Genomic DNA, 12884 nt, shown 5'->3' with positions numbered 1-12884 from the left:
GCCTATGGCCAAGTCGATGTCGACATCACCCATTCCCGCGTCTCCGCTTAGCTCCGCGAGCGGCTATCGCGATGACCGTGGCGGTTGGGTTCTGGGCGGCGGCATCGAGGCGGCGCTCGCGGCAAACTGGACGGCGAAGCTCGACTAGCTCCACATCGATCTTGGCAGCACGTGTTCGACGAAGACATTCATTCTCGACACGACGACTTACCGCTCTCGCGGTTTGCGAGAGCGGTCTAGATTGCGAAAGCCTCAGGCGGCTTTCTCTTTGAGTTCGAATTCCATCTTCCAGGTCGACTGTCCGGGCTGTTTTCGGAATATCCAGACGGTGAGGGTTGAGCCGGGCGGAATTACGATACTGTCGCCTTCATGCATCGTGAATTGGCGAATATTGCTCTCTGTTGCCCATATCGAATGAGAGTAAACGTCTTTGTCGCTGGCCTTGGTGCAGCTCAGAACTCCTCCGTTCATGACTGCGCGGGTGACAGTCTGGCTAACGGAGGAGTCCATGTGGATGGTAGTCATATGGCGTTCTCCAAAAAAGCTTGAATGAAACGCCTGATGCTTCCTCAAGTTGTATCAATGTGTCAATGAGCGAGAGCCAAGATTCTAGGTTGTTTATTCCCTGGGATGCTGGTTCGCTGCCTTCAGGGCATATCCCGACCGGCCATCCTCGCGCTCTCCTGGCTTTCAACGAACGCGAGGAGACCAAGCTGGCTTGCCAGCGCGAGATAGGCATTGGCAACGCTGAGAAGGACACGGCAGGAATTTGTGGTGAGGGTCACCGCAATACCACCCACGCCGGCGCGTGATCGCTCGCGCCGTCTTCGCCGCGGATGTTCTTGTCGACGCCGGCTCTTGCCAGACGCGGGGCGAGGGCGGGGCTGAGCAGGAGATGATCGAGCCGCAGGCCCGCATCGCGCAGCCAGCGGTTTCGCTTGTAGTCCCAGAACGTGTAGATGCGCCTGCCCGGATGCAGCTCGCGGATCGCATCGCACCAGCCTTGTTCGACCAGCGAGGCAAAGGCCGCGCGGCTCTTCGGCTGGATCAGCGCATCCTTGTCCCACGAGCGCGTCGGGTAGATGTCAATCTCATCAGGGGCGACGTTGTAGTCGCCGGCGAGCACCACCGGCAGATCCTGCTTGATGAGAGTCTTGGCGTGGCGCCTCAGCCGCGCGAACCAGTCGAGCTTGTAGTCGAATTTCGGTCCCGGCTGCGGATTGCCGTTGGGCAGGTAGATGCTGGTGACGATGATGCCGCGCACGGCGGCTTCGATGTAGCGGGCTTCGAGATCGTCAGGCTTTCCCGGCAACCGGTCGCGCGTCAGCACGGGCTCGGCGTTGCGGGCGAGGATGGCGACGCCGTTCCACGTTTTTTGTCCACACCACACTGCGCCGTAGCCGGCCTTTTCGATTGTCGCAGCCGGAAATTCGCCATCACTTGCCTTCAACTCCTGAAGTGCGACGACATCGGGCTTCGCGACGCGCAGCCATGCCAACAGATTGGGCAGGCGGCGGTTGATGTTGTTGATGTTGAATGTCGCGATCTTCATGTAGAGCTAGCGGCTCCTGCCTTCCGTCACCGGAGATACAATGTCCAAGTTGAGCTTTGCCGCACTCGCATTCGTCGTCGCGTTTTCCGGGGCCACGGCACACTCAGCCGAAACGCGCGGCGCGTGCAAGGCGGACTATGACAAATTCTGCGCCGGCATCGCGCCGGGCGGCGGCATCGTCGCCTGTCTCAACGCCAAGCGCGACCAGCTCAGCACCACCTGCAAGACAGCGCTGGACAGCAGAAAGAAGAAATAGTCCTCGTGTCCCGGACGCGCGGAGCGCGAGCCGGGATCCAGCAGGCGACACGTACAATACGGAGAGATGGGCCCCGGCTCTGCAGCGCACCGCTGAAGGAGCGTTGCGCTGCGTCCGGGGCACGCGCGCAGCCGCTAGCTCGGCAGTGGCGGTGGGTTTGCGGGCTGCTCGACCGGCGGCAGCGCGGCCGCTTGCACAGGTTCAGGCTTGACCAGCGGCTCCTCCACATTGCCGCCCTTGTAGACGCGGGCATAGCGGTGGCCGAGGCTGGTCAGCACCTCATAGCCGATCGTGCCGAAATGGTGCGCGAGCTCGTCGACGGTGATGCCCTCGCCGAGCAGCGTCACCATGTGGCCGCGCCGCGCCGCGTTCGGCGGCAGATCGGTGATATCGATCGCGATCAGGTCCATCGAGATTCGGCCCGCGACCGGGCAGCGCTTGCCGGCCACGACGACCTCGGCGCCGCGGGTGCCGTCATTGGAGCTGGCGGCACGGAAATAGCCGTCGGCATAGCCGACCGCGATGATCGCAAGCTTCGTCGGCCGCCGCGCGGTCCAGGTGCCGCCATAGCCGACGGTCTCGCCGCGCTCGATGGTGCGGATCTGCACGATGCGCGCCTTGAGGTCGACCACCTGCTGCATCGGATTGTCGGCCTCCGGCGTCGGGTTGACGCCGTAGAGCGCAGCCCCCGGTCGCACCAGGTCGAACTGGAAGGGCGCGCCCAAGAAGATGCCGGAGGAATTGGCGAGGGCCGCCGGGACGCCTGAGAACTCGCTGGCAATGCTGCGGAAGGCCGCGAGCTGTCTTGCATTGACCGGGCTGTTGAGCTGCTCGGCCGCGACCAGATGGCTCATCACCAGCGTGATGCCGTGATCGCCGGCATTGATGCGGGGGATGATGGCCTGCGCTTCCGATAGCGTCAGCCCGAGCCGGTTCATGCCGGTGTCGATGTGGATTGCGGCGCCGCCGTTCCAGCCGGTGCGGCGGCAGAACACGTCCCATTCGGCGAGCTCGTTGAGATCGCCGATCACGGGCCGGCAGTTGGTCTTGGCGTAGTGCTCGCCGGTGTTCTGGAAATAGCCGCCGAGCACGTAGATCGTGGGCTCCGGAACGGCCGCGCGCACCTTGCGCGCTTCCTCGATGGTGGCGACGAAGAAGGTCTTGCAGCCGGCCTTGCTCAGCGCGCGCGCGACCTGCTCGGCGCCGCAGCCATAGGCGTCGGCCTTGATCACCGCCGCGCATTCGGCCGGCACCGCCGTCTTCTCGAGCTTGCGCCAGTTAGCGATGATCGCGTCGAGATCGACGGTCAGCACGCCGCCATAGGCCGCGAGCGCGGCGGCCTGATTGGCCTCAGCGGAGAGAGGGCCGGATTGCGAGATCGTTTTCGGGTCGGACGCCATTGTCATGGCGCCGTTTTACGCAAGAGGCAGGTCCTGTTCAAGGAACTCAGTAGTCGTTGCCGCTGCGAGCCGGGAGCTGACTGTCAGGCGCGAGGTCGCCAAACCGCGTGACCGAGGCTTCGAAGGCCAGGTCAACGGTGCCTGTCGGGCCGTGACGCTGCTTGCCGATGATGACCTCCGCCTTTCCGTGCGCAAGACTCATGTCAAGCTGCCACTTCTCGTGCTCAGGCGTGCCCGGGCGCGGCTCCTTCATGGCGAGGTAATATTCCTCGCGATACACGAACAGCACGACGTCGGCGTCCTGCTCGATCGAGCCTGATTCGCGCAGGTCGGAGAGCTGCGGCCGCTTGTCGTCGCGGGATTCGACCTGTCGTGAAAGCTGCGACAGCGCGATCACGGGAACGTTGAGTTCCTTCGCCAGCGCCTTCAGGCTGGTCGTGATCTCCGTGATTTCCTGCACGCGGCTGTCGCTGGCGCGCTTGCCCGAGCCCGACAGCAGCTGGATGTAGTCGATCACAAGTAGGTCGAGGCCCTTCTGTCGCTTCAGTCGGCGCGCGCGCGCCATCAGCTGCGCGATCGACAGGCCGCCGGTCGCGTCGACATAGAACGGCAGCGATTGCAGCTCGATCGAGACCTCCCGGATCTTCTCGAAATCGGCTTCCGAGATGCCGCCGCGGCGGATGTGGGAGGAGGGAACGCCGGTGCGCTCGGCCACGATACGCGTGGCGAGCTGGTCGGCCGACATTTCGCAGGAGAAGAAGCCGATGACGCCGCCATTGGCGGCCTTCGTAGTGCCGTCGGCCTGGAGTTCCGGAACGTAGGCTTGCGCGACATTGTAGGCGATGTTGGTCGCCAGCGACGTCTTGCCCATGCCGGGACGTCCCGCGACGATGATGAGGTCGGAGTGCTGCAGGCCGCCCATCTTGGTGTCGAGGTCGCGCATGCCCGTCGAGATGCCGGACAGCTTGCCGTCGCGCTGGAACGCCTTGGCAGCCAGATCGACCGCGACCGCCAGCGCCTGCGAGAATTTCTGAAAGCCACCGTCATAGCGGCCGGATTCGGCGAGCTCGTAAAGCTTTCGCTCGGCGTCCTCGATCTGCGCCCGCGGCTGGAAGTCGACCGGCGCGTCATAGGCGACGTTGACCATGTCCTCGCCGATGCCGATCAGGTCGCGCCGCAGCGACAGGTCGTAGATGGTGCGGCCGTAGTCCTGGGCGTTGATGATGGTGGTGGCTTCGGCGGCGAGCCGCGCCAGATACTGTCCGATGGTCATGCCGCCGACATCGGTATCGGCGGGCAGGAACGTCTTCAGCGTCACCGGCGTCGCGATCTTGCCCATCCGGATCAGGCTGCCGGCGGTCTCGAAGATGGTCTGGTGCAGCGGCTCGAAGAAATGCTTAGCCTCCAGGAAGTCGGAGACGCGGTAGAAGGCGTCGTTGTTGACCAGGATCGCGCCCAGAAGGCTCTGTTCCGCCTCGATATTATGCGGCGCGCTCCGATAGGTCGGAGTTCCGGCATCGGGCGCGAGTTTGAGAACGTTCGAATCAGTCAGGGCCATGGTCGGACGTGCTTAGCAATTTTCTTGGGCGGATGCGGGGCCGGGATAAAGCGCCGCCTCAAGCCAAAGCGGAAGCGAAAGCTGGCCGCTATCAACCGCTCAGTTAAAATGGTGGATGATTGGCAGTCGCGGCACGCGCCGCGCTTGACGGATTTTCGCGGCACCGGTGCGCCTGGAAGCGGCCGGCCGCGCCATGGAAAAATCCTGAAACCTGTGAACCCTGTCGACTGGCGCGCAGACCTATCGAGAAGCGCGCGAAATTGACGCACGCTGGCCAGCTTCGGCTCGGGTTCAGACCAGCAGGAGGTAGACCAGCGCAACCAGAGCCGCCCCGACGCCGGTGGCGATCAGGGCGTAATCGGTGCGGAGGTCGTCCTGCACGTCGAATGAGGTTTGGGTCTCTTTGCTCATGGCGACGGTCTAAGCCAGGCCCGACCAGACATATGTGAAGCAGATCACATCTCCCCGGATTCTTTCGGGGATCATGCCGGAACAGGCAGGCGGGCTGGAGATTGTCCTATTCCCCGCCAACAGGACACGAGGCGAGCGATGCGGCCAGAACGGCAGCACCAGAATTGGCGAAGCGAGGCGGGCAGCCGGCTTTGGCTGTCCGGGTTGATCGCGGCCATGAAGCACGCCGAACAGCCTGATGTGCGCCGCCAGCCGGTCGCACCCGAGATCCTGCTGGAACTGCGGGCGCAACTGGCGCTAACGGCCTCTTTCCGGACTTCCGGGATTTCGACCCTGCGTCACTAAGATCTGGCCCTATTCACCGGCCAGCTTGAGCCTGGGCTTGGTCGCCCCTTCGCGAGCCCGCAGCCGGGCTTCTTCCCGCGGGATGTAGTCGCGGATCATCGGCACCACGCCCTGGCGACGGGTGAGCTGGATCTGGAAGTTCATCATGGCTTGCTTGCGGAACGTCATCTCGCAGGCCGCCAGATAAAATTCCCACATCAGGGCGAAGCGTTCGTCGTAGAGCTGCACGGCCTCCTCACGCCGCGCCATGAAGCGCTCCCGCCAGGCCTTCAGCGTCTCGGCGTAGTGAAGGCGCAAAATCTCGATGTCGCAGGCCAAAAGGCCCGCGCGCTCGATCGCCGGCAGCACCTCCGAGAGGGCGGGGATGTAGCCGCCGGGGAAAATGTATTTGGCGATCCATGGATTGGTCGAATCCGGGCCCTGCGAACGGCCGATCGAATGCAGCAGCATGACGCCGTCCTCGCTCAGCAGCTCTGCGCAGCGCCGGAAGTAGGCGTCGTAGAACCTTGCCCCGACATGCTCGAACATGCCGACCGAGACGATGCGGTCGAACTTGCCGTCAATGTCGCGGTAATCCTGCAGCAGGAATCTGGCCGAGGCCGTCAGGCCCTTTTCGGCTGCGCGCGCATTGGCGACCTGCAACTGCTCGGACGACAGCGTGACGCCGGTGACATCGGCGCCCGCGACCTCGGCGAGATAGAGCCCGAGGCCGCCCCAGCCGGAGCCAATGTCGAGCACCCGCTGGCCGTCCTTGATGAGGAGCTTCGCCGCAATGTGCCGTTTCTTGGCAAGCTGCGCGTCGTCCAGCGGCATCTCGGGCGTTTCGAAATAGGCGCAGCTATATTGCTTGTCGGCATCGAGAAAGAGCGAATAGAGCCGGCCGTCGAGATCGTAGTGATGAGCAACGTTGTGACGGGAACGGGTGCGGGGATTGAACTGCTTCAAGTGCCGCGTCAGGTAGCGCAGGTGCCACCACGGTTTAGCCCACTGCGGCAATAGGTCGGGTTGATCGAGCAGTATCGCGAGGGCATCAGCTATGGTACCGCGCTCGACCACGAACTCGCCGTCCATATAGGCCTCGCCAAGTCCCAGCTCGGGATTGATGAGGATCTTTCGCTCCGCGTCCGCGGTGACGAAGCGCACCGCGACCGGCTCGCCGGAGCCGTCGCCGACGGTGAACTTCGATCCGCTCGCGCCGGTCACCGTCATCGACCCGCGGCGGATGAATTGAGACAGGAATCTGCGCAACAAACGGTCCATCGGCACTTCCTCTCGAGCGAACCCGAAAGATGCGACTAACCCGGCCTTCAGATCTGACGCCCAGGCGCCGCAGCGGTTCCTATGCGTTTGCATCCAAATCTAGCGAGGCGGTTCCGGTTGCGCTATTGCACTGTATTCAAAGCCGATATTCGAAAACCGCTTAATCACATCCTTGCGCGTGGAGCCTGCTTCCATTCGCGGCCCAATCGGCTAAAAGGTGACCGCCGCCGCGCCGGATGCCGGCTGCATTCGCGTAAATTCAACGGAGATAATGGGAATGTCGAGCCGAGCGCTCAGCCTCGCGACGGTATTGCTTCTGATCGGCTTCGGTGCGGCCAATTCCGTTCTTGCGCAGGCGACGAACCTCGAGGCCGGCAAGACCCCGTCCCAGCTATTCGCGCAGACCTGCAATGCCTGCCACAAGAGCCCGCGCGGACTTTTGAAATCCGTGGCGCCGGGTTCGTTGCCGGGCTTCCTGCGCCAGCACTACACCACGAGCTCGGACATGGCGGGCATCCTCGCCTCCTACCTGGTCTCGAACGGAGCCATCGACACCCGCTATCAGGCCAAGGACGGCAAGAAGGACGGCGCCAAAGAGAAGGAAGCGAGCACCGCTCCGGGCCAGTCGCCTGAGCATCAGGGCCGCCGCCAGCGCTCGCAAGAGGCCGTCAGGCCTGAGGGCGAGGGCTCCGCTCCGGCCGCCGAGGGCGCGCGCCAGAAGCGTGCTGCGCGGCCGGCCGAGGACGGCGCGAAGCCGGAGGGACAGGCAGCGCCCGAGGCACGCAAAGGCAAGCGGCGCGCTAAGCCCGGGACTGAGGAAGCCCCGAAGGTCGATGCCGCCGCGCCGGCTATCGAAGACAAGAAGAGCGAGCCAAAGCTTGAGACCGCCAAGCCTGACAGCGCCAAGCCTGACAGCGCCAAGCCTGACACCGCCAAGCCTGACACCGCCAAGGCCGAGCCCGATGGCAGCAAGGCATCCGAGAAGCCCGTCGAGACCAAGCCTGATAGCGCGAAGGTCGAGCCGCACGGCGGCGATACCCCGGCATTACGATCCGACCCCGTTCCGCAGGTGACGCCGCCTGCAGCTGCCGCTGCGAAGCCCGCCGAGCCGGCGGCGCCCAAGCCGGCGGAAGAGGCTGCTTCCAAGTCGGCCGCTCCTGCGACCAGCTCCGAACCGGCGGCCAAGCCGCAGCGGGAGCCGGCACCCCCCGCGGCCGCTGCTGCAGCCCCGCCCGCGGCGCCGGCCGAGTCATCCGGTCCCCCGGCACCGCCGATCTCGCGCTAATTCCGCCACTTAGACCGACATGCGGAGGCCGCCTTCATCGCGGTCTCCGCATCGTATTGACCAAATCTAGAGTGATACTCTAGAGTAGTGCTCTAGGAGGCTATCGATGGCGACGAGCGTGCGAGACGATCTGTTGGCAGCCGGGCTGATGGTGTTCGACCGCGTCGGCTTCGAAGCCGCGACGGTAGCCGCGATCCGCACCCGGGCGCGCGCCTCCAATGGCAGCTTCTTTCACGTCTTCGGCTCGAAGAAGGAGCTCGCCGGTGCGCTGTTTCTGGAGGTCTTGCGACACTATCACGCCGCGGTGCTGGCCGCGCTCGATCCCGTCCCCGACGCGGAGCAGGGCATCGACCGCCTGGTCCGGGCGCATCTCGACTGGGTCGTCACCAGCCGGCGCGAGGCGCGCTACCTCTTCGAAATCTCGCGCAGCGAATGGGGCGATGACGTGCGCGACGCCCAGCGCGCACAGAATGCGCGGCTTGCCGAAGGCATTGAACGCTGGCGCGCACCGCTGGTCGCAAGCGGCGAACTTCTGCCGATGGCGCCGGTGATGTTCGTCAGCCAACTGATCGGTCCGGCGCAGATCTTCTGCCGCGCCTTCCTGTCGGGACGCGACCGCACCGATCCGCGAATTGAGGCCGACACGCTGATCGCCTGCGCCAATCGTGCGCTAAGGCCATGCGACCGCATCAACAAGCAATAAGGAGAGGACTGCATGCGAGCCGAAGCTGATCCGGAATTCGCGCCAATTGCCGAGCGCATCCACACCAATGTCGGCCGGCAGGGTTTTATGAACCTGGTCGGCGCCGAGCTGTCCGAATTGTCGCGCGGCACCTGCACCATCGCCGTGGAGCGCCGGCCGGAGCTCTTACAGCAGCACGGCTTCTTTCATGGCGGCGTGACCGCCTTCCTGGTCGACAATGCCACGACGATCGCAGCCGCAACCTCGCGCGGCCAGCCGGCCCTGACCGCGGAATACAAGCTCAATCTGTTGTCGCCTGCGGTCGGCGAGAAGCTGATCTGCCGTGCCAGGGTGATCAAGCCGGGCCGTCAGGTGTCCGTGGTCGCGGCCGACGTGTTCTGCGTCAGCGACGGTGTCGAGAAGCATACGGCAACCGCGCTGGCCTCGATCGCGATGCTGAGCGAGGATGTCGCCGCTAAAACGAAAAGCCCGGCCGCCTGAGGCGGCCGGGCAGATCTAGATCTCGTCATTCCGGGATGGCGCGCAAGCGCCAGACCCGGAATCTCAAGGTCCGGGCTCGATGCTTCGCATCGCCCCGGAATGACAAACAGATTTGCTTACTTCTCTTCCGCAGCCGGGGCCGGTGCGACCTCGTCGTGCTGGGCTTCCGGATCGAAGAACTCGCCGGCGGCGGCGATCGCCTCGGCGGCCGCATCGCGATCCTCGTTGCGGGTCGAGATGTCCTCGCCGCGGTTGATGCGCTCGGCCTCGTCCTGGCTGCGCGCAACCGTGACGGTGATCTCGACCTCGACCTCGGGATGAACGGCAACGGTGACCGTGTGCTTGCCGATGGTCTTGATCGGCGCGTCGAGCTGCACCTGCGGGCGATCGAGGTGGACGCCGTCGGCCTCGAACGCCATGACGATGTCGCGCACCGTGACCGAGCCGAACAGCTGGCCGGCTTCGGAGGCCTGGCGGATCACGATGATGTTCTTGCCCTCGATCTTCTCGGCAACCTTGGACGCTTCGCCCTTGGCCTGGAGATTGCGGGCTTCGAGCTCGGCCTTCATGCCGTCAAACTTGGCGCGGTTGTCGGCGGTGGCGCGCAGCGCCTTGCCGCGCTTGAGCAGGAAATTGCGGGCGTAGCCGTCGCGAACCTTCACGACTTCGCCCATCTGGCCGAGCTTGTTGACGCGTTCCAGCAAAATGACTTCCATATTCGTTCTCCTTTTGAAGTGCTCTGTAGGTTTCAGTTTCGGGTGACTTAAGGGGTTGGCAGTGGTGGCGGCTGCCGACTGCGCAGGAAGCGCTCGCGGAAGCCGAACACGGCATCCGCAAGGCCGAGGATCACCATCGCGATCACGGGCCATCCGAACACGACGACGATGGCGTAGGTCGAGCCGAGCCAGAACGTGCGGCTCTTCAGCGCGAGCGTGAGCGTATGCAGCACGGCGAAACCGGTCAGCGCATAGCCCATCATCAGCGCGGCCGTGGCGATCTGCGCGACGATGGCGAGCAGCCCGCCAGTGAAGCAGAAGGCGAGGGCGATGCAGAGCACCACCAGCGTCATCGGCGGCAGCTCCGCCGTCCTCATGTCCGGCCAGGGTCGGCGCAGCCGGCCTGACGTCGCGGTCACCTTGGCGCTGAGCCAGAGGTTGAGAGTGAGCGTCATCATCGCGACGATGGTGGCGGCGGCTGGCGCGATGCGCACCAGCGCGTCGACGAACTGACTGGCTTCGCCCGAGGTTTGCGGGTCGGTGGCGCGGAGGAGGCGCATCAGGCCGCGCCGCAGCGTGCCGGTGATGGTTTCGGCGTCGGTGCCGAGCGTGAGCAGCGCGGCGATCGTGGTCAGCACGGCAAAGCCTGCGATCCAGAGCAGGATGCGGCCGACCGGATACCACTCGATCTCGGGCTCGGCCGGCGGTTCGGCGGCGTCCGGCGCGACACTTCCCACCTGCCGGCCGAGCAGGACGAGATGGCCGAGCCACCAGGCCGGTAACGCGACGGTGACGGCGAAGGCGATGCAGTAGGGCAGGCCGAACAGGGCGCCGAGCCCGATCGCGGCGGCAATGCCGCCAAGGCTCGCGCAAAGCGGTCCCCAGCCGATCGCGGCGACCATCAGCGGCAGCGGTGCGAGATAGAACAGGACGAGCGAGATCAGCGCGCCCGAAACGATCGAGGCGAACATCAGGGCCGACGCAGCGCCGGCGATCAGGGCTATCAGTCCAAAGGCCATCATCAGCTGTCCCGCTCCCTTCGAGCGGTTAGAGGCATTTCGCCCCAACCATCGGCCACCGGACGACCCGGAAGCCTTATGAGTTCAGAAAGTGACGACCGGCGGCGCTGCGGCCGCCGGTCGAATTGGTCGTATCAGCGAATGACGTAGGGCAAGAGGCCCAGGAAGCGCGCGCGCTTGATGGCGCGGGCGAGCTCACGCTGCTTCTTCGCGGACACCGCGGTGATGCGGCTCGGCACGATCTTGCCGCGCTCGGAGACGTAACGCATCAGGAGCTTGGAGTCCTTGTAGTCGATCTTCGGAGCGTTGGCGCCCGTGAACGGGCAGCTCTTGCGACGACGGAAAAACGGGCGACGTGCACCAGCTTCAGCCATTGGTCTTACTCCCCTTCCGTGGTTTCAGCTTCATCGCGCGGACGGCGCGGACCGCGATCACCGCGGAAACCGCCCTCGCGGTCGCCGCGGAAGCCGCCTTCACGCTCGCCGCGGAAGCCACCGCCGCGGTCGTCACGTTCGCGATCACGGTCGGCCTTGCGCATCATCGCGGACGGGCCTTCCTCGAGCTCCTCGACGCGGACGCTGAGATAGCGGATCACGTCCTCGCTGATGCGCTCCTGGCGCTCGATCTCGGCGATCGCCGCGGACGGCGCGTCGATGTTGAGCAGCACGAAGTGCGCCTTGCGGTTCTTGTTCATGCGGTAGGTGAGGGAGCGCACGCCCCAATTCTCGGTCTTGGTGATCTTGCCGCCGAGACCTTCGACGATACCGGTCATCTGCGCAGTCAGCTCTTCGACCTGCTGCGGGCTCGCGTCCTGACGCGCGAGAAAAACATGCTCGTAAAGAGGCATGGACGTCCTTTCCTCATGTTGGCGCATCGCCCGGCGTCAAACCCTTAAGAGACCTTCGGAAAGGACTCTGGGATCAAGCTCAGAAGGCGGAAACACGGGACGACGGGTCGACTGGCCCTGCCACACCAAAATCACGAATGATTTGCTGAGACCGTCCGTTCAGCTCCCGGCCGGGGTCTGCGGATGCGCGCCTTATACGGATTTTGACCGGCTTTGCAAGGTTGGAGGGGCATTTTCGACCAGCATCCTCCCGTCGCGACGAGGCCTGACCCATCCTTCCCCATGCCACTTCCGGCTTGATCTATTTGTTTGTATGACATACAAATAAGCCAACGAAGAGGATTCCCATGGCGGAAACGTCGGCCGATGCGCCGCTCGAGGTGGTAGGCGACCCCAAGCACGCCGCGCGCGCGACGCGTTCGGCCGGCCGCAAGATGCGGTCGCTGCTCTTGGATGCTGCGAGCCCGCTGTTTCGGGAGCGGGGGCTGTCTGGCACGGCGATCACCGACATCGCGGCCGCCGCGGACGCGTTCCCGAGCCAGATCACCTATTACTTCCGCACCAAGGAGGCGCTGTTCGTCGAATGCGCCTGCCGCGATCTCTTGTACCTGGCACGCGCCACCGAGCAGGCGGCGCTGAAGGCGCGCACGCCCCGGGAATACACCCGCGCACTGGCCGAGACCGTGACGGCAAGCGATTCGGTCGCCTTCTTCGCCGAAGCGCTGACATTGACGCGTCGTCGCCAGGATCTCGCACCGCTGGTCGAACGTACCATCGAGCGCCTGCACGGCGAAGGCGCGCGCGCCTATGCGGCTCAGGTCGAGCGGCACGGCTGGCGCTCGCTGCGCGCGCCCGACGAAAGCTCGCGGCGCTTCTGGGCCGTCGCCATCGGCGTCATCCTCGAAGGCTATGCGATGGGCCGCTCGCCCGAGGAGCTCTGCGCCGAGATGCTGCGCGTGCTGGGCGAGCAGGCGAAATCCACTGAAGACACCGGGCGCCTGCGTCTCGTCGAGGCGCGCGACGCACCCGACAATTCGAATGAGGAAGGGTAG

General features: G+C 64.8%; 16 protein-coding genes. 7 read left to right on the top strand and 9 right to left on the bottom strand.

Translation table 11 applies throughout. The features are described from left to right. The first annotated feature begins 16 nt into the window (after window positions 1–16). A complete protein-coding gene (locus tag ACVIIV_RS27845; RefSeq protein WP_456747000.1) occupies window positions 17–148 on the top strand; it encodes a hypothetical protein in 132 nt (43 codons plus the stop codon). Window positions 149–252: 104 nt separating this feature from the next. On the opposite strand, the gene ACVIIV_RS27840 is transcribed toward ACVIIV_RS27845, so the two are convergent. Together ACVIIV_RS27840 and ACVIIV_RS27835 are read right to left on the bottom strand one after the other, a co-directional pair. Beyond that, window positions 253–525 carry a hypothetical protein gene (locus ACVIIV_RS27840; protein ID WP_456746999.1) on the bottom strand — a complete coding sequence of 91 codons (273 nt, stop codon included), beginning with the start codon at window positions 523–525 and terminating at the stop codon, window positions 253–255. Between the two features lie 256 nt (window positions 526–781). Further along, window positions 782–1552, bottom strand: a complete 771-nt coding sequence (locus ACVIIV_RS27835) for an exodeoxyribonuclease III (RefSeq protein WP_456746998.1) — start codon at window positions 1550–1552, stop codon at window positions 782–784. A gap of 40 nt (window positions 1553–1592) precedes the next feature. Here ACVIIV_RS27835 and ACVIIV_RS27830 point away from each other — a divergent pair, with 40 nt between their 5' ends. Next, the gene (locus ACVIIV_RS27830; protein WP_456746997.1) at window positions 1593–1808 is read left to right on the top strand and encodes a hypothetical protein; all 216 of its coding nucleotides are present in this window, start codon (window positions 1593–1595) and stop codon (window positions 1806–1808) included. Between the two features lie 134 nt (window positions 1809–1942). Here ACVIIV_RS27830 and alr read toward each other — a convergent pair whose 3' ends face one another. Together alr and ACVIIV_RS27820 are read right to left on the bottom strand one after the other, a co-directional pair. Further along, the gene (gene alr, locus ACVIIV_RS27825; protein WP_456748847.1) at window positions 1943–3208 is read right to left on the bottom strand and encodes an alanine racemase; all 1266 of its coding nucleotides are present in this window, start codon (window positions 3206–3208) and stop codon (window positions 1943–1945) included. A 46-nt stretch (window positions 3209–3254) separates the two neighbouring features. Then, on the bottom strand, window positions 3255–4766 hold the full coding sequence (locus tag ACVIIV_RS27820) for a replicative DNA helicase (protein ID WP_456746996.1): 1512 nt from the start codon (window positions 4764–4766) through the stop codon (window positions 3255–3257). 627 nt (window positions 4767–5393) lie between these two features. Between ACVIIV_RS27820 and ACVIIV_RS27815 the strand changes: the two genes are divergently transcribed. Further along, the gene (locus ACVIIV_RS27815; RefSeq protein WP_456746995.1) at window positions 5394–5522 is read left to right on the top strand and encodes a hypothetical protein; all 129 of its coding nucleotides are present in this window, start codon (window positions 5394–5396) and stop codon (window positions 5520–5522) included. A 9-nt stretch (window positions 5523–5531) separates the two neighbouring features. Here ACVIIV_RS27815 and ACVIIV_RS27810 read toward each other — a convergent pair whose 3' ends face one another. Beyond that, window positions 5532–6782 carry a class I SAM-dependent methyltransferase gene (locus ACVIIV_RS27810; protein ID WP_456746994.1) on the bottom strand — a complete coding sequence of 417 codons (1251 nt, stop codon included), beginning with the start codon at window positions 6780–6782 and terminating at the stop codon, window positions 5532–5534. Window positions 6783–7059: 277 nt separating this feature from the next. On the opposite strand from ACVIIV_RS27810, the gene ACVIIV_RS27805 reads away from it, so the two are divergent. From ACVIIV_RS27805 to ACVIIV_RS27795, 3 genes are all read left to right on the top strand, one after another. Beyond that, entirely contained in the window at window positions 7060–8067 is a 1008-nt protein-coding gene (locus ACVIIV_RS27805) for a hypothetical protein (RefSeq protein WP_456746993.1), read from the top strand. Window positions 8068–8173: 106 nt separating this feature from the next. Beyond that, a complete protein-coding gene (locus tag ACVIIV_RS27800) occupies window positions 8174–8770 on the top strand; it encodes a TetR/AcrR family transcriptional regulator (protein WP_456746992.1) in 597 nt (198 codons plus the stop codon). 12 nt (window positions 8771–8782) lie between these two features. Further along, on the top strand, window positions 8783–9250 hold the full coding sequence (locus tag ACVIIV_RS27795) for a PaaI family thioesterase (protein ID WP_456746991.1): 468 nt from the start codon (window positions 8783–8785) through the stop codon (window positions 9248–9250). A 116-nt stretch (window positions 9251–9366) separates the two neighbouring features. Here the strand turns inward: ACVIIV_RS27795 and rplI are convergent, their stop codons facing one another. The 4 genes from rplI to rpsF form a co-directional block, all read right to left on the bottom strand. Further along, window positions 9367–9966: a 50S ribosomal protein L9 gene (gene rplI / locus ACVIIV_RS27790; RefSeq protein WP_456746990.1), complete on the bottom strand. Its 600-nt coding sequence runs from the start codon at window positions 9964–9966 to the stop codon at window positions 9367–9369. A 47-nt stretch (window positions 9967–10013) separates the two neighbouring features. After that, window positions 10014–10988 (bottom strand): DUF2232 domain-containing protein, encoded by a 975-nt coding sequence (locus ACVIIV_RS27785; protein WP_456746989.1) that lies wholly within the window; start codon window positions 10986–10988, stop codon window positions 10014–10016. A gap of 131 nt (window positions 10989–11119) precedes the next feature. After that, window positions 11120–11359 carry a 30S ribosomal protein S18 gene (gene rpsR, locus ACVIIV_RS27780; RefSeq protein ID WP_007592020.1) on the bottom strand — a complete coding sequence of 80 codons (240 nt, stop codon included), beginning with the start codon at window positions 11357–11359 and terminating at the stop codon, window positions 11120–11122. A 5-nt stretch (window positions 11360–11364) separates the two neighbouring features. Next, on the bottom strand, window positions 11365–11832 hold the full coding sequence (gene rpsF / locus ACVIIV_RS27775; RefSeq protein WP_456746988.1) for a 30S ribosomal protein S6: 468 nt from the start codon (window positions 11830–11832) through the stop codon (window positions 11365–11367). A 347-nt stretch (window positions 11833–12179) separates the two neighbouring features. On the opposite strand from rpsF, the gene ACVIIV_RS27770 reads away from it, so the two are divergent. Continuing rightward, the gene (locus ACVIIV_RS27770) at window positions 12180–12884 is read left to right on the top strand and encodes a TetR/AcrR family transcriptional regulator C-terminal domain-containing protein (protein ID WP_456746987.1); all 705 of its coding nucleotides are present in this window, start codon (window positions 12180–12182) and stop codon (window positions 12882–12884) included.

This window comes from Bradyrhizobium sp. USDA 4354 (assembly GCF_054060315.1).
The sequence above is the reverse complement of the archived record's forward strand: the minus strand, read 5'-3'. Positions and strand labels throughout refer to the sequence as shown.

Excerpts from the sequence above, each read along its gene's own strand:
- ACVIIV_RS27845 (WP_456747000.1), top strand. The coding sequence starts at position 17 with ATGTCGACATCACCCATTCCCGCGTCTCCGCTTAGCTCCGCGAGCGGC.
- ACVIIV_RS27840 (WP_456746999.1), bottom strand. The coding sequence starts at position 525 with ATGACTACCATCCACATGGACTCCTCCGTTAGCCAGACTGTCACCCGC.
- ACVIIV_RS27835 (WP_456746998.1), bottom strand. The coding sequence starts at position 1,552 with ATGAAGATCGCGACATTCAACATCAACAACATCAACCGCCGCCTGCCC.
- ACVIIV_RS27830 (WP_456746997.1), top strand. The coding sequence starts at position 1,593 with ATGTCCAAGTTGAGCTTTGCCGCACTCGCATTCGTCGTCGCGTTTTCC.
- alr (WP_456748847.1), bottom strand. The coding sequence starts at position 3,208 with ATGGCGTCCGACCCGAAAACGATCTCGCAATCCGGCCCTCTCTCCGCT.
- ACVIIV_RS27820 (WP_456746996.1), bottom strand. The coding sequence starts at position 4,766 with ATGGCCCTGACTGATTCGAACGTTCTCAAACTCGCGCCCGATGCCGGA.
- ACVIIV_RS27815 (WP_456746995.1), top strand. The coding sequence starts at position 5,394 with ATGAAGCACGCCGAACAGCCTGATGTGCGCCGCCAGCCGGTCGCACCC.
- ACVIIV_RS27810 (WP_456746994.1), bottom strand. The coding sequence starts at position 6,782 with ATGGACCGTTTGTTGCGCAGATTCCTGTCTCAATTCATCCGCCGCGGG.
- ACVIIV_RS27805 (WP_456746993.1), top strand. The coding sequence starts at position 7,060 with ATGTCGAGCCGAGCGCTCAGCCTCGCGACGGTATTGCTTCTGATCGGC.
- ACVIIV_RS27800 (WP_456746992.1), top strand. The coding sequence starts at position 8,174 with ATGGCGACGAGCGTGCGAGACGATCTGTTGGCAGCCGGGCTGATGGTG.
- ACVIIV_RS27795 (WP_456746991.1), top strand. The coding sequence starts at position 8,783 with ATGCGAGCCGAAGCTGATCCGGAATTCGCGCCAATTGCCGAGCGCATC.
- rplI (WP_456746990.1), bottom strand. The coding sequence starts at position 9,966 with ATGGAAGTCATTTTGCTGGAACGCGTCAACAAGCTCGGCCAGATGGGC.
- ACVIIV_RS27785 (WP_456746989.1), bottom strand. The coding sequence starts at position 10,988 with ATGATGGCCTTTGGACTGATAGCCCTGATCGCCGGCGCTGCGTCGGCC.
- rpsR (WP_007592020.1), bottom strand. The coding sequence starts at position 11,359 with ATGGCTGAAGCTGGTGCACGTCGCCCGTTTTTCCGTCGTCGCAAGAGC.
- rpsF (WP_456746988.1), bottom strand. The coding sequence starts at position 11,832 with ATGCCTCTTTACGAGCATGTTTTTCTCGCGCGTCAGGACGCGAGCCCG.
- ACVIIV_RS27770 (WP_456746987.1), top strand. The coding sequence starts at position 12,180 with ATGGCGGAAACGTCGGCCGATGCGCCGCTCGAGGTGGTAGGCGACCCC.